Annotated in this window: 12 protein-coding genes and 1 rRNA gene; 2 read left to right on the top strand and 11 right to left on the bottom strand. The window is 37.2% G+C overall.

The annotated features are described in order from the left end of the window. Window position 1 precedes the first annotated feature (1 nt). From NDQ75_RS07090 to NDQ75_RS07080, 3 genes are read right to left on the bottom strand one after another with little or no spacing between them, the layout of a single operon-like run. The gene (locus NDQ75_RS07090) at window positions 2–2,668 is read right to left on the bottom strand and encodes a glycoside hydrolase family 2 TIM barrel-domain containing protein (RefSeq protein ID WP_202026763.1); all 2,667 of its coding nucleotides are present in this window, start codon (window positions 2,666–2,668) and stop codon (window positions 2–4) included. Window positions 2,669–2,678: 10 nt separating this feature from the next. Further along, window positions 2,679–3,863 carry a mandelate racemase/muconate lactonizing enzyme family protein gene (locus NDQ75_RS07085; RefSeq protein WP_202026762.1) on the bottom strand — a complete coding sequence of 395 codons (1,185 nt, stop codon included), beginning with the start codon at window positions 3,861–3,863 and terminating at the stop codon, window positions 2,679–2,681. Window positions 3,864–3,875: 12 nt separating this feature from the next. Next, window positions 3,876–5,495 carry a sulfatase family protein gene (locus tag NDQ75_RS07080; RefSeq protein WP_202026761.1) on the bottom strand — a complete coding sequence of 540 codons (1,620 nt, stop codon included), beginning with the start codon at window positions 5,493–5,495 and terminating at the stop codon, window positions 3,876–3,878. Between the two features lie 358 nt (window positions 5,496–5,853). Here NDQ75_RS07080 and NDQ75_RS07075 point away from each other — a divergent pair, with 358 nt between their 5' ends. Continuing rightward, a complete protein-coding gene (locus tag NDQ75_RS07075) occupies window positions 5,854–6,786 on the top strand; it encodes a DUF4380 domain-containing protein (RefSeq protein ID WP_202026760.1) in 933 nt (310 codons plus the stop codon). A 436-nt stretch (window positions 6,787–7,222) separates the two neighbouring features. Here NDQ75_RS07075 and NDQ75_RS07070 read toward each other — a convergent pair whose 3' ends face one another. The 4 genes from NDQ75_RS07070 to NDQ75_RS07055 all read right to left on the bottom strand — a co-directional run bounded on the left by NDQ75_RS07070 (window position 7,223) and on the right by NDQ75_RS07055 (window position 13,254). After that, complete coding sequence (locus tag NDQ75_RS07070; protein ID WP_202026759.1) at window positions 7,223–9,484, bottom strand: aconitate hydratase; 2,262 nt, start codon at window positions 9,482–9,484, stop codon at window positions 7,223–7,225. Window positions 9,485–9,928: 444 nt separating this feature from the next. Beyond that, window positions 9,929–10,882 (bottom strand): AAA family ATPase, encoded by a 954-nt coding sequence (locus NDQ75_RS07065; RefSeq protein ID WP_202026758.1) that lies wholly within the window; start codon window positions 10,880–10,882, stop codon window positions 9,929–9,931. 19 nt (window positions 10,883–10,901) lie between these two features. Further along, complete coding sequence (locus NDQ75_RS07060) at window positions 10,902–12,371, bottom strand: peptidylprolyl isomerase (protein ID WP_202026757.1); 1,470 nt, start codon at window positions 12,369–12,371, stop codon at window positions 10,902–10,904. Between the two features lie 7 nt (window positions 12,372–12,378). Further along, complete coding sequence (locus NDQ75_RS07055; RefSeq protein ID WP_202026756.1) at window positions 12,379–13,254, bottom strand: peptidyl-prolyl cis-trans isomerase; 876 nt, start codon at window positions 13,252–13,254, stop codon at window positions 12,379–12,381. 190 nt (window positions 13,255–13,444) lie between these two features. On the opposite strand from NDQ75_RS07055, the gene NDQ75_RS07050 reads away from it, so the two are divergent. Next, window positions 13,445–13,687: a hypothetical protein gene (locus tag NDQ75_RS07050; RefSeq protein ID WP_202026755.1), complete on the top strand. Its 243-nt coding sequence runs from the start codon at window positions 13,445–13,447 to the stop codon at window positions 13,685–13,687. A 47-nt stretch (window positions 13,688–13,734) separates the two neighbouring features. Here NDQ75_RS07050 and NDQ75_RS07045 read toward each other — a convergent pair whose 3' ends face one another. The 4 genes from NDQ75_RS07045 to rrf form a co-directional block, all read right to left on the bottom strand. Next, complete coding sequence (locus NDQ75_RS07045; protein WP_202026754.1) at window positions 13,735–14,478, bottom strand: rhomboid family intramembrane serine protease; 744 nt, start codon at window positions 14,476–14,478, stop codon at window positions 13,735–13,737. A 21-nt stretch (window positions 14,479–14,499) separates the two neighbouring features. After that, a complete protein-coding gene (mutL, locus tag NDQ75_RS07040) occupies window positions 14,500–16,335 on the bottom strand; it encodes a DNA mismatch repair endonuclease MutL (protein WP_202026753.1) in 1,836 nt (611 codons plus the stop codon). Further along, window positions 16,335–16,628, bottom strand: coding sequence for a hypothetical protein (locus NDQ75_RS07035; protein ID WP_202026752.1), 294 nt, complete (start codon window positions 16,626–16,628; stop codon window positions 16,335–16,337). The genes mutL and NDQ75_RS07035 overlap by 1 nt, the downstream gene beginning before the upstream one ends. Before the next feature lie 349 nt (window positions 16,629–16,977). After that, window positions 16,978–17,087: ribosomal RNA gene (gene rrf, locus NDQ75_RS07030) — 5S ribosomal RNA — on the bottom strand. Window positions 17,088–17,099: the final 12 nt, after the last annotated feature.

The raw sequence follows: 17,099 nt of genomic DNA, 5'->3' as shown, positions 1-17,099 counted from the left end.
ATCAGTTAATTTTTCGTAATTCAATTGCATTCAAAATCGCTCCGATTTTTTTACTTTGGAAATCGATGGAAATCCCTTCATCATCACCTACAAAAACCTCCATCTTTTCAACGATGGGTGTGAATTCACCATGGTTTTTTATTGGACTAAAATGATGCAGGTATTCTTTATTATTTACCAATACGTTAAAAGTACGGTCTTCTTTGGCCACAGCACTGGCGGCATCATCGCCTAAGTTATACACCAGTTCTTTACTTGGCTTTTTGCTGTACAATTCTGCGAAATGCAACGTAATTTCATAACGTCCTTTCGGGACATCAAACTTGTATCCTTCAATGCTATCACGCATGGTTTGGTAAAGCGGGTCTAAATTGGTCAATGCAATGGACTGATCGCTCCCTAATTTTTTGCTATTCCAACTTTGTCGTTGATATTTAGTTCCGCCAAGGTATCCGTGACTATTTTTAGTATAGGCTTTTTCAGGAAGCCAAATTTCCTTTGCAGCAGGATCCACAAAATAAAATGGCGACCCCACATTTACTTTTAACTGAAAATCGTTGGGTAAATCCGCAGTCTTTAAATTCTCAGGGATTAAATTAAAGTCAATTGATAAAATGTCTTCCGTTGTTTTACCATTAATCGTAGCAACTGCTTTTAAAACATTTTTTCCATTCACAAAAGGCACATCAAATGTAGCTGTATAAAATTCGGTAGGCTTTGTAGCTGTTTTATTACCGTTATGAAATAATGCCACCTCATTAGCATTGGAATAAACCGTTATTTCCTGAGTACTGCTTGCTATTCCTTCACCTGCACGGTAATTCCAATCGGAGCTGGCAATTTTTACCAAAGGCTCTTCATTTAATGCGGCCTTGTACAAGTAAAACACATCTTTGGGAGTTCTGTCAAAATTTAAAACCCCTTTGCTGTTAATATTCGGGACGGCATCTACCCTTTCTTCCGAACCAAAATCGGCTAAATTCCAAATGGTAGCACCCGTAACTTTATCGCTTTCCAAAATATGATTTAAATAATAGGCATGATATTGCTGTTGCCATTCAATCGAAAAATCGAAGCGTTCTGGGACGTAAGAATGTATTCTGGGATCGGCTCCTGCACCGTATTCCGCAATAATATAACCTTTTTCAGGATGATCCCTTTTAATTTTATCCGTAAAATCATCCAAATCCTCAAAGCGCGCACCGTACCAACCGTAATAAATATTATAACCGATAACATCGGTAATACTATTCAAGCCCATCCTTTCATAAGCATCGTATCGGTCGTGATTGGCAATTACCGTAAGTCGGGCAGGGTCTTCTTTTTTGACTACCGAATTTAAATGCTTGGTCAATTTTGAAATATTTCCCCAGTATTCATTTCTTCTAACGGTATCCCCTTTTACATCATCCAACGGCCGAAGAATTACTTCATTCATAAAACCCCACATCACGATAGAAGGATGATTCCGGTATTGTGCAATCATTTCCTTAAGCATGGTTTCGCTGTTCTTCGTAAAAGCATCCGTTTCTGTAATTCTATTTACGATGGGAATTTCTTGCCAAACCAAAATTCCATATTTATCGCACATCTCCAACACTCTTGGATCATGAGGATAATGGGCCATACGCATAAAATTAGCCCCCATTTCTTTTACTGGTTTTATATCATTCTCGTGATATTGATTAGGCAAAGCATTCCCCAAACCTTCAAAATCCTGATGCCTGTTAGTCCCAACAAGCTTTAAAGGTTTTCCATTTAGCAGAAAAATCCCATTGTCATCCAAAGCAATGCTGCGAACACCAATAGTTGTCCTGTAACTATCTAGAACTTCACCGTTAGCAGATTTAATTTCAGTATCCAAATTATAAAGGTAAGGCCGGTCAGGAGTCCACAGTTTTGGATTTTTCAACACCAATTTTTGTTCTAAATCCTTTGTTGCCGATTTACCTACTTTAATTTTTTCTGAAGCACTTACGATTTCTTCCCAATTTGTATTGAAAACAGTGGTTTCAACAACAATTCTTTCTGAAGCATTTGAAAGGTTACTTACGCCCGCATCAATGGAAAGAACCGCTTTTCCGTTGGACAATTCCTGATTAACAAATACATGCTCTGCACCTTGATAAGTACTAAAGTGAATTGGGTTTTTATGTGATAGATACACATCCCTATAAATTCCACCATAAAAAGTAAAATCAGCTGAAAGTGGAGGAATGTTTTCATTTAAACTATTGTCTACTTTAACCTTGAATACATTTTCTTTTCCAAACTCTACGGCATCGGTAACATCAAAACGGAAACCTGTATAGCCACCTTTGTGCTCTCCAACAGCAATTCCATTTACGAAAACCCCCGTAACCTGATTGGCTCCTTCAAAAGAAATAAACAATCGTTGATTTTTGGAAGTCTCTTTGATAAAAATACTTTTTTGGTACCACCCTGTTCCACGATAAAATCCATCTTCGTCGTCAAAAGCATCTTCACTATTCCAAGAATGAGGAAGGTTAACCAGTTCCCAGTTTTCAGTTTGAGTATTTGAAATATCTTCCAAATCACCTTTATGAAACTTCCAGCCACTGTTTATACTAATAGTTTGCGCATTCAGTCCGTTAAGAAGTAGAATACACACCAAAAAAACATACCAAAACTGCTTACAATTATTCATCGCTATCATTTTAAAAACTTGCATATCCCTGTGCTAATCCTTTTAGTTTCTTTTCATTAATAAACATTCCAAATCCAGCTTCTGGCACCAATGAAACCTTCCCATTTCTATCAACTTTCGTAGGTTTATGTTCCAATACTTTTTGAAAAATGTCATTTTCATTAGGTTTCTCAATAGCTTCACAACATTCAGCATTCATACCAATGGCAATATGTTGCCAAAAATTACAGGCCGGTCCCACAAAGCTATCGTCGCCCACCATTATCTTTTGGTCATCTTTTCTTATCTGGAGAAAAAGTTTTTTTAAGTCGTTGCAATCCCCCATAGTTTCTGGATGGAAATTATACAGATTTCCCATCCCTTTTTTATAACTATGGAGCGCTTTTTTGGCAGGCCTCAACGGATGATCTGGTACCAAGTCTATTGCTGGCACAGCTTGTTGAAGTTGCACCCATTCTTCCTCAGTCATTTCTGAAGGATCTTCCAAACCATCCAGTCCGGCTTCTTTCAACTTAGTTACAATAGAAATCAAAGAAGGAATGGTTTCCCCTTTGTACCCTCTATTGGGATCGCCCAACAGATAACAATTGTTGGGAATTTCATCTCGAACTGCCTTTATTAGTTTTTCATCCAGTTCAAGCTTACCGAAAAGTTTAATTTTTAGCGCATTGAATTTGGTAGCTTTCTGTAAATCTTTCAATTTGAGAATCGCCTTTTCCACGTCTTTATCTAAAATCGTGTAAAGGGCATTTACAGGTGATCTTCCGAAATATCCCAAAATTTCAAGTCCGCTTTTGTTTTCCAGCTTCCCCAAAAGATCATATAGCGCCATTTGTCCGAATTCAATTTGACCTCTTTTTATGGAATCTTCAGCATATAATTTTTCCAACCTTAGCAAGGCATCGGCGACGGTTTCCCCTTTACACATTTCCATGAAAGAGGCCCACTTCTTAAAATCGAAATTGGCATTATTATGGGAAGGATTGGCTTCTGCCCATCCTATTTTTCCTCCACTGTGAACACTCATAAAAACGTGCTGTCTTGTTTTCCAAGATCCGTGGCTAAAATCCCTCTTTGCATCAACCTGTATCAAGTATAAATTAATTTCCTCTATAACAGATTCAGAAAAAGAAAAATGTATTGCCGACCCTGCCAAAGCCAACCCTGTTGTTTTTATGAAGCTTCTTCGTTCCATGTGTTTTTTAATCTAGTGTCCTCCGTTCTCGTATTGATCGATGTACTTTTGATCCAACTCTTTTGAGTCTTTATATTTTTTCCTTAAAGCTTTAAGATCTTCATGTAGTTTTTCTTTAACCTCCGCATATTCTGGGTCGTTGTAAACATTCTTCAACTCCTTTGGATCTTTCTTTCTATCATACAGCTCCCACTCATCCACATCATAATAAAAATGAATCAATTTATATTCCTCGGTTACTATTGCATAATGTCTTTTTACGGAATGTATCCCAGGATATTCGTAGTAATGATAGTAAGCAGCGTTCCTAAAGTTTTCAGTGTCCCCTTTAAAAAGCGGAATCAAACTTTCTCCCTGCATATCGTTGGGAATTTCTATGCCAGCAGCCTCCAAAAAGGTTGGGGCGAAATCTAAATTCTGTACCATTTGTGTATTCTTGGAGCCTTCTTCAATAACACCAGGCCACTGAACCAATAAAGGTGTTTTAAAAGACTCATCATACACGAAACGCTTATCAAACCAACCGTGCTCGCCTAAGTAAAACCCTTGATCGGAGGTATAAACTACAATGGTATTATCTGCCAGACCGCTTTCCTCTAAATAATCCAATACACGGCCTACGTTTTCATCCACCGCAGCAATACTTCCTAAATAATCCTGCATGTATCGTTGGTAACGCCATTTCATTAATTCCACGCTGTCCATTGATGCAAAACGCTTTTTAAAATCTTCGTTAATTGGCATGTAAATAGAATCCCAAGCGGCACGCTGTTCAGGAGTCATCCTACCAATTTCACGGGCAAATCCACCGGGATTCCATAAAGAATCGGTAGTAATTCCCAACTCTTCAACTATTTCCGGTACAATTTTGTTATCACCGCTATAATTCATGTGCTTGAGAATACTCATTTCAGCAGTTTTAGCAGCCGTTCCCCTACCTTCATAATCGTCGAACAACGTTTCTGGCTCTGGGTATTCTTGGCTGGTAAATTTTTCAATGTGACGCAAGGCCGGTAACCATTCACGGTGTGGAGCCTTATGCAGGTACATCATTAAAAAAGGCTTTGTAGTGTCTCTTTCTTTCTGAAACCAATTCAACGTCATATCAGTAATAATATCCGTCACATAGCCTTGAATGGTTACATTTCCTTCTTTTTTCGTAATAAACTCCGGATTGTAATATGCGCCCTGTCCTGGAAGAATTTTAAATTCATCAAAACCTTTTGGATTGTTCCCAAAATGAAGTTTACCAAACATAGCAGTTTCGTAGCCTGCTTTTTGAAACAACTGCGGGAAAGTAACTTGTGTTGTATCAAAAGGATGTTGATTATCTACTTTTCCATTTATATGACTGTGTTTCCCTGTTAAAATTACAGCTCTCGATGGAGCACAAATGGAATTGGTAACACTTGCGTTGGTGAACAGCATTCCCTTTTTGGCTATTCTATCAATGTTCGGGGTTTCAATTAGCTTATTATTATAAGCACTGATGGCTTGGTAAGCATGGTCATCCGACATTATAAATAGAATGTTCGGTCGTTTTTTCTCTTCATTTTTTCCTCCTTCGGAACTGGTATTACATGAAAAAAACAAAGCCGATAAGGCAATTACGATTGAGAGTTGATATTTCATCTGTTGGAATTTTGTTTATTAATTATAGATCAAATGGAATGCCCAAAGAATCCTATTTCTGAGTTTAAACGTGATTAGTGGACATTTCATAAAAAAATATATATTTACGAATGAAACTTTATGTTTTTTAGATTAAACGTCAAAAAGACTTTAAAAATACTTAATGTTTCTTTTTCAGAAAAAAAAGTTTATCAAACATCATCTGTTTATAAAAAACGTAAAAACCATGTAGGGTACTAAATCATGTTAAATGACTCAATACCAGAAAATTAAACTGCTTAGAACTTTTATAATTCAGTAAATAACAAAAAACTTTTATTTGATTAATTTAAAACCACCCACAAGACACTGTCTATTTATGAAAAAACCAATCAAACGCGTATCATCAATCATTACGCAAAACATTCAAAAAAAACTTTTATACACGTTTTTTGTAGGTCTCACAGCGACATTTTCCTATTGCCAAACCAATGAAAATGTATATCAGGTCACAAATAAGAATGTTAAAATTAAGATAGATGCCAATACAGGAGCCCGTATTACGTCTTTAACCTATGATGGTAATGAAATCTTAAAGCAGGCGGCAGATAGCTTACCTAATTTCGGTTCTACTTTATGGCCTGCGCCTCAAAACGAATGGGGATGGCCGCCTTATTATAGTTTACATAAAGGTGCTTATAAGGTTGAAAAAAGTAAAGCTAATTACGCATTCGAAAGCGAAGTAGATACTACAAGTAGCTTACAAATGATCAAGAAGTTTGAAAAGGGCGATAGCAAGAACGCCCTAAAACTGGCATACGAACTTATAAATAAAGGTAAAGAAACCGTAAAAAACGGACCATGGGAGGTTACCGTAGTGCCTTATGGCGGCATGAGTTTCTTCAGAAAAGAAACCGATCCATTATCACGTTCTAGCCTTTCCGCAAAGGAAACTTTGGGAATAACTTACGTGATTCACGACGAACGCTACCAAGGAAAACAAAAGTTATTTGGATTTACAAAAGGTGGCTGGCTGGCACATGTTAATGCTAGCGGACTTCTATTCATAAAAAAAATGAAGGATTTGACACCTTCCCAGATTGCCCCTAATCACGGCGAGATTGAAATTTTTATGAATACCGAATTACAGTATATAGAACTGGAAAACCACGGTAAATACAGCACTTTAGCAACTAATGAAAAAGTAGATTATGATGTGACCTGGATTGTTTTACCATTGCCCAAAGAAATCCCTTCAAATAAAATCTCAACTGAATTAATTGATTTTGTTGAGAAAACTGTATCTCATTGATTAAAAAATAAACACTTAAGAATTTAAAGTGCAATAGCTCGAATATAAAATCCAACGACAAGAATATAAAGTGCAATCGTTTAAATATAAAGTGCAACAACAAGAAAATAAAGTACAATAGCTAGAATATACAGTGCAATCGCTTAAATATAAAGTGCAACAACAAGAATATAAAGTACAATTGCTATAATATAAAGTGCAACGACAAGAATATACAGTACAATTGCGGGAATATATAGTTCAATAGTTAGAATATAAAATGCAATAGCCGGAATATAAAGTCCAACGACCAGAATATAAAGTGTAGTAATCCTTTACGTCGCTTACCTCTAAAAATAGCATGGGTAAGTATGCTGTTACTTTTTTAAGAATAGTGCATAATTAAAAAAGCTCCTGATTTCTCAGGAGCTTTTCTATAAATAATAATCTTATTTTCTTAAGCGTTCTGCTTTTTAATAAGGTTTAATGCCGATCCCTCTTTGTACCAAGCAATTTGGGAATCGTTGTATGAGTGATTCAACTTAATAACGTCTTTAGAACCATCTGCGTGTACAACTTCTACCGTTAGCGGTTTGTCTGGCGCAAATTCATTAAGATCTAAGAAGTTAAAAGTATCATCTTCTTGAATTAAATCGTAATCTTTTTCATTTGCAAAAGTCAATCCTAACATACCTTGTTTCTTAAGGTTTGTTTCGTGGATACGTGCAAAAGACTTTACAATTACAGCGGCTACGCCCAAGTGTCTTGGCTCCATAGCTGCGTGCTCACGTGAAGAACCTTCACCGTAGTTGTGGTCTCCTACTACAACAGAATAAACGCCTTTGGCCTTGTATTCACGAGCAGTATCTGGAACACCACCGTATTCACCCGATAATTGATTTTTTACAAAATTTGTTTTCATATTGAATGCGTTAACCGCACCAATAAGCATATTGTTAGAGATATTATCCAAATGTCCGCGGTAACGTAACCATGGTCCCGCCATAGAAATATGGTCAGTAGTACATTTACCGTGGGCTTTTATCAATAATTTTGCTCCTTTAATTTCATCTCCGATAGGCTCGAAAGGCGTTAACAATTGCAATCTTTCCGATGTTGGACTAACCGCAACTTCTACACCACTACCATCTTCACGAGGCTCTACGTAACCAGCATCTTCAACTGCAAAACCTTCTGGCGGCAATTCAATTCCGCGAGGCTCTTCCAACTTCACCTCTTCACCATTTTCATTCAAAAGCGTATCGTTCATTGGATCGAAATCCAAACGACCAGAGATAGCGATAGCCGCTACCATTTCTGGAGAACCTACAAATGCGTGTGTATTTGGGTTACCATCGGCACGCTTAGAGAAGTTTCTGTTGAATGAATGCACAATGGTATTCTTTTCTTCCCCTTTAAGATCGCTTCTGTCCCACTGTCCGATACAAGGTCCACAAGCATTGGTAAAGATGGTAGCATCTAAATCTTCAAATATCTTTAAGATTCCATCACGTTCTGCTGTGTAACGAATTTGTTCTGAACCTGGATTAATACCAAAATCGGATTTTGGTTTTATCCCTTTGTCAACTGCTTGTTTTGCAATAGAAGCGGCACGTGTTAAATCCTCATAAGAAGAGTTCGTACAAGAACCTATTAGTCCCCAATCTACTTTAATTGGCCAACCGTTTTCTTTTGCTTTTTCACCTAATTGACCAACAGGAGTTGCCAAATCTGGCGTAAAAGGACCGTTTAAGTGTGGTCTTAACTCGCTTAGGTTAATTTCAATAACTTCATCGAAGTATTGCTCTGGGTTTGCGTATACTTCATCATCCCCTGTTAAATACTCACGGATTTCATTGGCCGCATCAGCTACATCTGCTCTATCGGTAGAACGTAGGTAACGCTCCATAGAATCATCGTAACCAAAAGTAGAAGTAGTTGCACCAACTTCCGCACCCATGTTACAAATTGTACCTTTACCAGTACAAGATAGGTTTTTAGCTCCTTCACCAAAATATTCTATAATTGCCCCTGTACCACCTTTTACAGTAAGAATACCAGCAACTTTAAGAATTACATCTTTAGCTGATGTCCAACCGTTTAGGCTACCAGTTAATTTAACACCGATAAGTTTTGGAAATTTTAATTCCCAAGCCATTCCAGCCATCACATCCACTGCATCGGCACCACCAACACCAATAGCTACCATTCCCAAACCACCTGCATTTACAGTGTGGGAATCGGTACCAATCATCATTCCTCCAGGGAATGCATAATTTTCCAATACTACTTGGTGAATAATACCTGCTCCTGGTTTCCAGAAACCAATGCCATATTTGTTTGATACTGATCCAAGAAAATCGAATACTTCATTACTTGTTTCGTTCGCACGCTTTAAATCTGGAGCGGCTCCTTGTTTTGCTTGAATTAAGTGGTCACAATGTACCGTAGTTGGAACTGCCACTTTAGGCTTTCCAGCTTGCATAAATTGCAAAAGTGCCATTTGCGCTGTTGCATCTTGACAGGCAATTCTATCTGGTGCAAAATCTACGTAATCTTTACCTCTTGTAAAAGCTTTGGTAGGTTGCCCGTCCCAAAGGTGCGAATAAAGTATTTTCTCCGATAAGGTGAGTGGCTTGCCAGTAAGCTCACGAGCCTTGTCTACTCGCTCTGCCATAGTAGCATACACCTTCTTAATCATATCAATATCAAAAGCCATATTATTTGTATATTATTTAATTTGAAAGTGATGCGAAAATACGAAAAACCCTAGAGTTAATAAAGTTTTTAAGAAAACATTCAGCACCTGCTGAAATTTTAAAAATAATTCAGTTAAAAATAATTTTTAGCCGATTTTAGGCAAAATAAATTCTTCTTTTTTGAGATTTAAGCAAAAACACTGAAGCTAAAAAATTAATTTACTAAGATTCCGATGGTTTGATTATCAAACTCGTAGTTTTTTGTTAAAAAAGTTGAGAGGGAAATGGGATGGTTGATTAGTTAATTGGGAAGTTGGGTTTGGCTACTGGGTGTTGGAGGGGTTCGAGGTTGTACGGAGCGTTCAATAAAGTGTGTCAATTTAAAAACTGAATACTTTTAACTTTTAACCTTTAACTTCAGACTTCCAGCATCGAGCTTCCGGCTTCCAGCATCAGGCTCTTTCCTAAAATAAAGAAGTAATTATTTCTTCTATGGAAACACCTTCTGCGTCAGCTTTGTAATTTTTAAGTACACGGTGTCTTAAGATTCCTTTGGAAACGGCTTGAATATCCTCGATATCAGGAGAGAATTTTCCGTTTACCACGGCATGCGCCTTTGCGGCCAAAATTAGATTTTGAGAAGCTCTCGGTCCCGCTCCCCAATCTACGTACTGATTAACGTTGTCGGTTGCCAAATTACTTCCAGGACGGGTTTTTCCAACTAATTTAACAGCATATTCAACAACATTATCTGCTACTGGCACACGACGTATTAAATGCTGAATGGAAACAATTTCTTCCGCTGTAAATAACGAATTAACTGTAACAGCGTCGTCTGTTGTAGTAGCCTTTACAACGGCCACTTCCTCTTCAAAAGATGGATACTCCAAATTAATGGCAAACATAAACCTATCTAATTGGGCTTCGGGCAATGGATACGTCCCTTCCTGCTCAATAGGGTTTTGGGTAGCCAACACAAAATAAGGCAACGCAAGTTTGTAGTGATGTCCAGCTACCGTTACCGCTCTTTCCTGCATAGCCTCCAACAAAGCGGACTGCGTTTTGGGAGGTGTTCGGTTAATTTCATCCGCCAAAATAATATTTGAGAAAATGGGTCCTTTTAAAAAGGTAAACTCCCGATTCTTATCTAATATTTCACTCCCCAATATGTCACTGGGCATTAAATCCGGTGTAAACTGAATCCTTTTAAAATCCAATCCCAAAGCAGTAGCAATAGTATTTACCATTAAGGTTTTTGCCAATCCAGGCACTCCTATTAACAAGGCATGACCTCCAGAATAAATAGACAACAATATTTCGTCTACAACATGCTCCTGACCGATAATAACCTTGGCTATTTCTTTCTTAAGTGCAGCGTGCTTTTTTACTAGATTTTCTACAGCAGTAACGTCAGACATGGGGTTGGTGTTGGTGGTTTTATTTTTTTGACCAGTTATTGGCGAAATCGCAGTCTCTATTATCTGGAGCTACATTAATATAGGTGTCTTCAATTTTCTCTTCCATCCATTCCCCAATTTCCTTGAACTGTTTCTCCTTTAATGCCAACTCTTTAATCTTAACATAATCCTGTGAGTAATCTGCCTTATGGGATTTGAAACGATTAATAACTTTCAGCAGCTTAAACTGAACTCCCGTACGTGTTTCCTCCATTAAAGGCTGGGAAATTTCATCTCCCTGTAGCGGACTAATTTGTCCGTACAACGCAGGGTCCATTTTAGTAAGCTCAAACTTAGTATCGAATGTTTCTGGGTTTCTTAATACACCTCCATCAAAACGTGTCTCCTTTTCATCAGAAAAATTTCGGGCAGCTTCCTCAAATGTAAACTTACCTTGCATAATTTTAGAACGGATACTATCCAATTCTGCTTTAGTATCTTCAATAGCTTCGCTGGAAATCTCTGGACGTAATAATATATGGCGAACATCGCGCTCCTGCCCTCTTATTTTTTCTACATATAAAATATGGTACCCAAATTCAGTTTTAAAAGGCTCGGAAATCTCCCCTTGTTTTAAACTAAAGGCAGCATCTTTGAATTCCTGTACGAATCCCGATTTTTTAGTAATTGAATAAACACCTCCATTCTGAGCTTTCCCAGGATCTTCAGAATATAAAGTTTGCTTGATGGCAAAACTAGAGCCGTTCTCTTCTACATCCCTTTTAAACTCTTTCAGTTTATTTATGGTTTTTTCCACTTCTTCCTTCGAAGGTTCAGGGATTTTCACAATCTGTGCTATCTCTACTTCATCACCAAATACAGGGCGCTCGTCATCTGGGATATTGGTATACCACTGGCGCACTTCTTCAGGTGTAATTTCTATTCCCTCTACCACCTTTGCCTGCATTCTTCGTGAAAGTTCCTGTGCCTTCACAACCTTAAAAAGTTCTTCCCTTAAACTTTGCTCATCCTCTTTTCCATAGAAAGCTACCAGCTTTTCCATTGAACCTATTTGCGGTTGCGACAATAAGAATTGCAATTGTCTATCTACGGTACTATTTATTTCTACATCGGAAACCACAATACTATCTTGTATCGCTTGGTGTGCATAAAGCTTGTCTTCCATTAGTTTCCCAAGAACTTGGCAACGAGAAATGTTAGCTGTGGCAACTCCTTGGGTTTTCATATCTAGAAAACTTTTATCGATATCAGATTCCAAAATAACGTAATCACCTACCACAGAAGCAACCCCATCAATTTTTTCACGAGTATTATCCACTGGTACGCTATCATTCTTTACAGAAACCCCTTCTCCAACATTGGTAGTGTCGTTACTTACCACAAAACTATTACTCTCAACGGCAACAGTATCCACCGTTGTTTCTTGGGCAAAAATTGGCATGGTAGCCATCATCAACATTCCTCCTACGACACCTATAATTCTTTTCATTTCCATTCTATTTTTTACTATTCTTTTGTTTGGTATATACTTCAAACTCTTTCTTTCGTGTGGCTTCATCTAAAAGATCTTTTTCTAAGTTTTTAATGAATTCCAACTTTCTTTTGTTCAATATAATTTTCTTTACCGTTGGTTCTACATATTCCAACGGAGCAATTTCCGTTCTATTAAGCACTTCATTTACAACCACCAAATATACTCCTAAAGAATCGGATAGCTGAAAAAAATGTGATTTTTTTAAATAATCGTTCTTATTATCTGAGTGGATTCCAGGTATTTTTTGTACAACTGAAGAAGATTTTACCCAAATGGAATCATTAAAAGAATAGGCATTAAATTTCAACGCAGCATTCTTAAGATACTTTTTGTCTTTACTATTAAATCTCTTGAAAGCATCCCGCACTTTATCCGTTTCCGAAAAATCATTGGAAAGCATAACATAACGTAACCTTACTAAATCTTCATTCAGCTTAAAATTCTCTTTGTGCTCTTGGTAGAAACGTTCCAACTCTGCATACGTAACGGTCGTGTCCATGGATTTTTCCACTAGCCCTTCCTTGTAAGCATTAATATAAAGGTCTGCTCGGTACTGCCTTACTAATTCTTCAAACTCCATTTGTTTTTCATCCGAAAGGTTCAGCTTTGCTTTTTCCAAAAGTAATTGCTGTTGTGCCCAATTTTTTATGATGTCATTGGCTATGACAATACTGTCTTCCTTTGAAATCTTATCGGTATTGATATTCTTTTTTAAATCGGATTTTAAAAGGTAATTTTCGCCTACCCTGGCCACAGGATTTTCCACTGGTTCTGAAGTAAAATAACCACAGGAAGTCATCAATAAAAACGAAAATATAAAATAAAGATTCTTGCGCATTCTAGAATTATTATTAAAGCCCAGGCTTCAATTCCGACAAAAATAACAATTAGGGGGTACTAATCAAGTATTTTAACAACGCTATAAGATAGTTGGTAGGCATTAGACGCTAAAATGCATTTTTATTTCTGCTGAAGAAAAAAAGGGCATCCATTTTGAAAATGAAACTATCTTTGCAAAAAATAACAAAATGCCTTTATTGAAACTTATATGGGATTTTAGAAGTCCCACCGCTTTAAAAACTGCAGAACATTATGAAATTCATTTACAGGAGTTCATGACCACTCAAAATTTACCTTACCTAAAATCTGGCACTGAAGAAATAATCCCAAACGAACATTCTATAGCCTTCCTCGTTGTAGAACAAGAAAATATGATTCCCGTTCGCGATGCCTTAAAACCCCATCGAGGAGTGTATTACAAAGAAAAATAAAAAAGCTTTTATTCAACTATCGGGAAATTGATGTATCGAGATAAAGGTTAATTCCACCTGTTATTATTAAATTGATTTCGTTTCCAATACCACATCATAATAAAACCAAAAAGTGCGCCTCCAATATGGGCAAAGTGTGCAATACCCCCGCCGAACACCGAAAAACCTGTAATGCCCGAGAATAAATCCAATAATATTAACCCCGGGATAAAGTATTTTGCTTTAATAGGTACCGGCAGAAAAATAAGCATAAGCTCTGCATTTGGAAACATCATCCCGAAAGCGACTAAAATTCCATAAATCGCCCCGGAAGCTCCAACGGCAGGCGTCATGTAAGCACTTAAAAAGTTTTTCATGGTAGATTCGCCCATAATCTCTCGCCAGGAAGTGTCGTATTTTCCTTGACTGATGATATCCATAATATTCGCCTCATTATAACCATTGGCTACCAATGTCTGCAAACCATCATTAAAATAATAATAGTTAACAAGAGTATGAATAAGTGCTGCCCCTAATCCTGCGGAAAAATAAAAAAAGAAAAACTTATTTCTGCCCCACATTTGTTCCAATGGAGTTCCAAAAGCCCATAGGGCATACATATTGAAAAGAATATGCATAAATCCTCCATGCATAAACATATGGGTGGCTACTTGCCAGAGCTGAAAATGTTCGTTTTTAGGAAACCATAAGGAAAACAGGTCATACATCTGCTGTCCTAAAAGCTGTGTCGCTATAAAAAACAACACGTTTATAATTAATAAATGCTTTACTGCATCTGTAATTCTGCCCATTATTTGGAATTTATTTCAATATTATAAAAATCTTTTATCTATTTCTTCTACGGTCATGGTAATATATGTTGGCCTATTAAAAGGAGAAACCGTGGGTTCTTTGGTAGCAAAAAGATTATTAACCAACGCTTCTTGAGATGCCAAATTCAAAACCTCTCCACTCTTAACAGCTAAGGTTTTACACATAGCTTTGGCCAGAATATCGGCTTGGGATAGAGAACTTTCGGGAACTTCCGCTTGGAAATCCGACAATAGTTGATCTACAATCATCCCCACTTCACTTTCTGAAATATTCAACGGTATACCGGTAACTTCAACTTCATCTTCTTTAAAGTCAGAAAAAATGAATCCTGTATTCTCCAAACTATCTTGAAGATCTTTAAGTAATGCTATTTCTGAAGGGGAAAAACTCAATGTCAACGGAAAAAGTAGCTGCTGACTAACTCCCTTGTCTACCGTAATATTCTTTAAATATTGTTCATACAAAACCCTTTGATGTGCCCGATGCTGATTGATGATCACCATGCCAGATTTTATTGTAGTAACAATATATTTTCGATGTAATTGATAGGTAGTTGCGGAAGGTTCTTCAGTTTCATCTTTAAATAATGAGCCTGTAACTTCTTCTGATTCTAACTCAATAGAACTAAAATCTGATTTTCTTTCCAAACCTACATAAAGACTCTCCCAGCTCCCCGTTTGCTTTTCTTTCTTGGGATAATGAACAGAAACACTCCCCTTATTCTCTTTCTCGAACGGATTAAAATTAACATCTACCTCTACAGAAGGAAAGTCAGCGCTTCTAGTTTTATAATTGTATGGAGTATCCAAATTAGAATCTCGATCAAAATCCAACACCGGTGCTACGTTGAACTGACCCAAGCTATGTTTTACGGAAGAGCGCAAAATAGCGTACAACGCGTGTTCATCATCAAACTTCACTTCTGTTTTAGTCGGATGAATATTAATATCTATTCCTGATGGATCTACCTCTAAAAACAAAAAATAACTCGGATGCGTTTGTTCTTTTATCAAACCTTCAAACGCACTACAAACAGCGTGATGTAAATAAGAATTTTTAACAAACCTATTGTTGACAAAGAAAAACTGCTCCCCCCTTGTTTTTTTTGCAAATTCGGGTTTACAAATAAAACCACTAAGATTGACAACTTCGGTATCTTCTTCTACGGGAACCAATTTTTCATTGGTTTTTCCTCCAAAGATATGAACAATACGTTGTCTCAAATTGGAAGCTGGAAGTTTAAATAACTCGCTGCCATTGTTATAAAAATCAAATTCAATAGAAGGATGTGCTAGTGCTACTCGGTGAAACTCATCTATGATATGGCGTAATTCTACCGTATCAGATTTCAGGAAATTCCTGCGAGCGGGAATATTAAAAAATAAATTTTTAACCAATAAAGAAGTTCCTTTCGGGGTAACAGTAACATCCTGAGCAACCACTTCACTTCCCTCAATTTTAAGATGCGTACCTACTTCTTCATCCTCCAAACACGTATTCATTTCTACATGTGCAATCGCTGCAATAGAAGCCAAAGCTTCTCCGCGAAATCCTTTGGTATGAAGTTGAAAAAGGTCTTCAGCCGACTTAATTTTAGAAGTTGCGTGTCGCTCAAAAGACAGACGAGCATCGGTTGGACTCATCCCCTTGCCATTGTCAACAACCTGTATAAGCGTTTTACCAGCATCCTTTATAATCAATTTAATAGAAGAACTGCCAGCATCAACCGCATTTTCAATAAGTTCTTTAACAACAGAAGCCGGTCTTTGTACCACCTCTCCTGCCGCAATTTGATTAGCAACATGATCTGGTAAAAGCTGAATAATATCTGCCATTAAATAAGAGAATCTAAATTAATATAACGTATCGCTGCAATTGCAAACATTAAAAGGATTATGAAAATAACAACAAGACGAAGTCGGGAATTGTCATTGGATCGGGATTTTCGCACTGTTTTCCAATCATCCCTAAAACTCTTTCTTCGATATCCTTTAAAATACTCATCATCAGAACGTTTTTCCTTACTTTTTTTAAGCTCTTCTAAACGTTCTTTTCTTTCATCATAATATCGAGGCGTATAGTTATACGACTTATTCCCTCTAGTCTTAAAAAGTGATGGAAGTCCCAAAATAGTGTTGTTTTTTGTTTACACAGGTTTAAATACAATCTATTCCAATAAACAATTACGTTACGTTTTCTTGTATTTAGCGCTGAACATCAAAATTAGTCAAAAACAAGCAATTTTGAGGTCTCTTGCTCCCAAAAATTGTTAATCTATTAATTCAAAAAAGTGATTATCCACATATCCTATATTCCAATAACAAATAACATATTCAAGTATGTAGGGAAGGTATGCCTATTGTAATTAAGAAAAATAATATAAATGAAGATTTTTACTGTAGAGTTCCTTTCGGGCGGGGACGGCCGGATTGGGCAAAAAAAATCCCGACGTTCCAAATGGAAGTCGGGATCCTAAAAGAAGGCGGCGACCTACTCTCCCACAAGGATGTAGTACCATCGGCGCTGGCGGGCTTAACTGCTCTGTTCGGAATGGGAAGAGGTGAGCCCCGTCGCTATAACCACCTTAAGTCTTGGCCAT

The sequence above is a fragment of the Galbibacter mesophilus genome, from assembly GCF_023721415.1.
Lineage (GTDB): Bacteria > Bacteroidota > Bacteroidia > Flavobacteriales > Flavobacteriaceae > Galbibacter > Galbibacter mesophilus.
The sequence above is the reverse complement of the archived record's forward strand: the minus strand, read 5'-3'. Positions and strand labels throughout refer to the sequence as shown.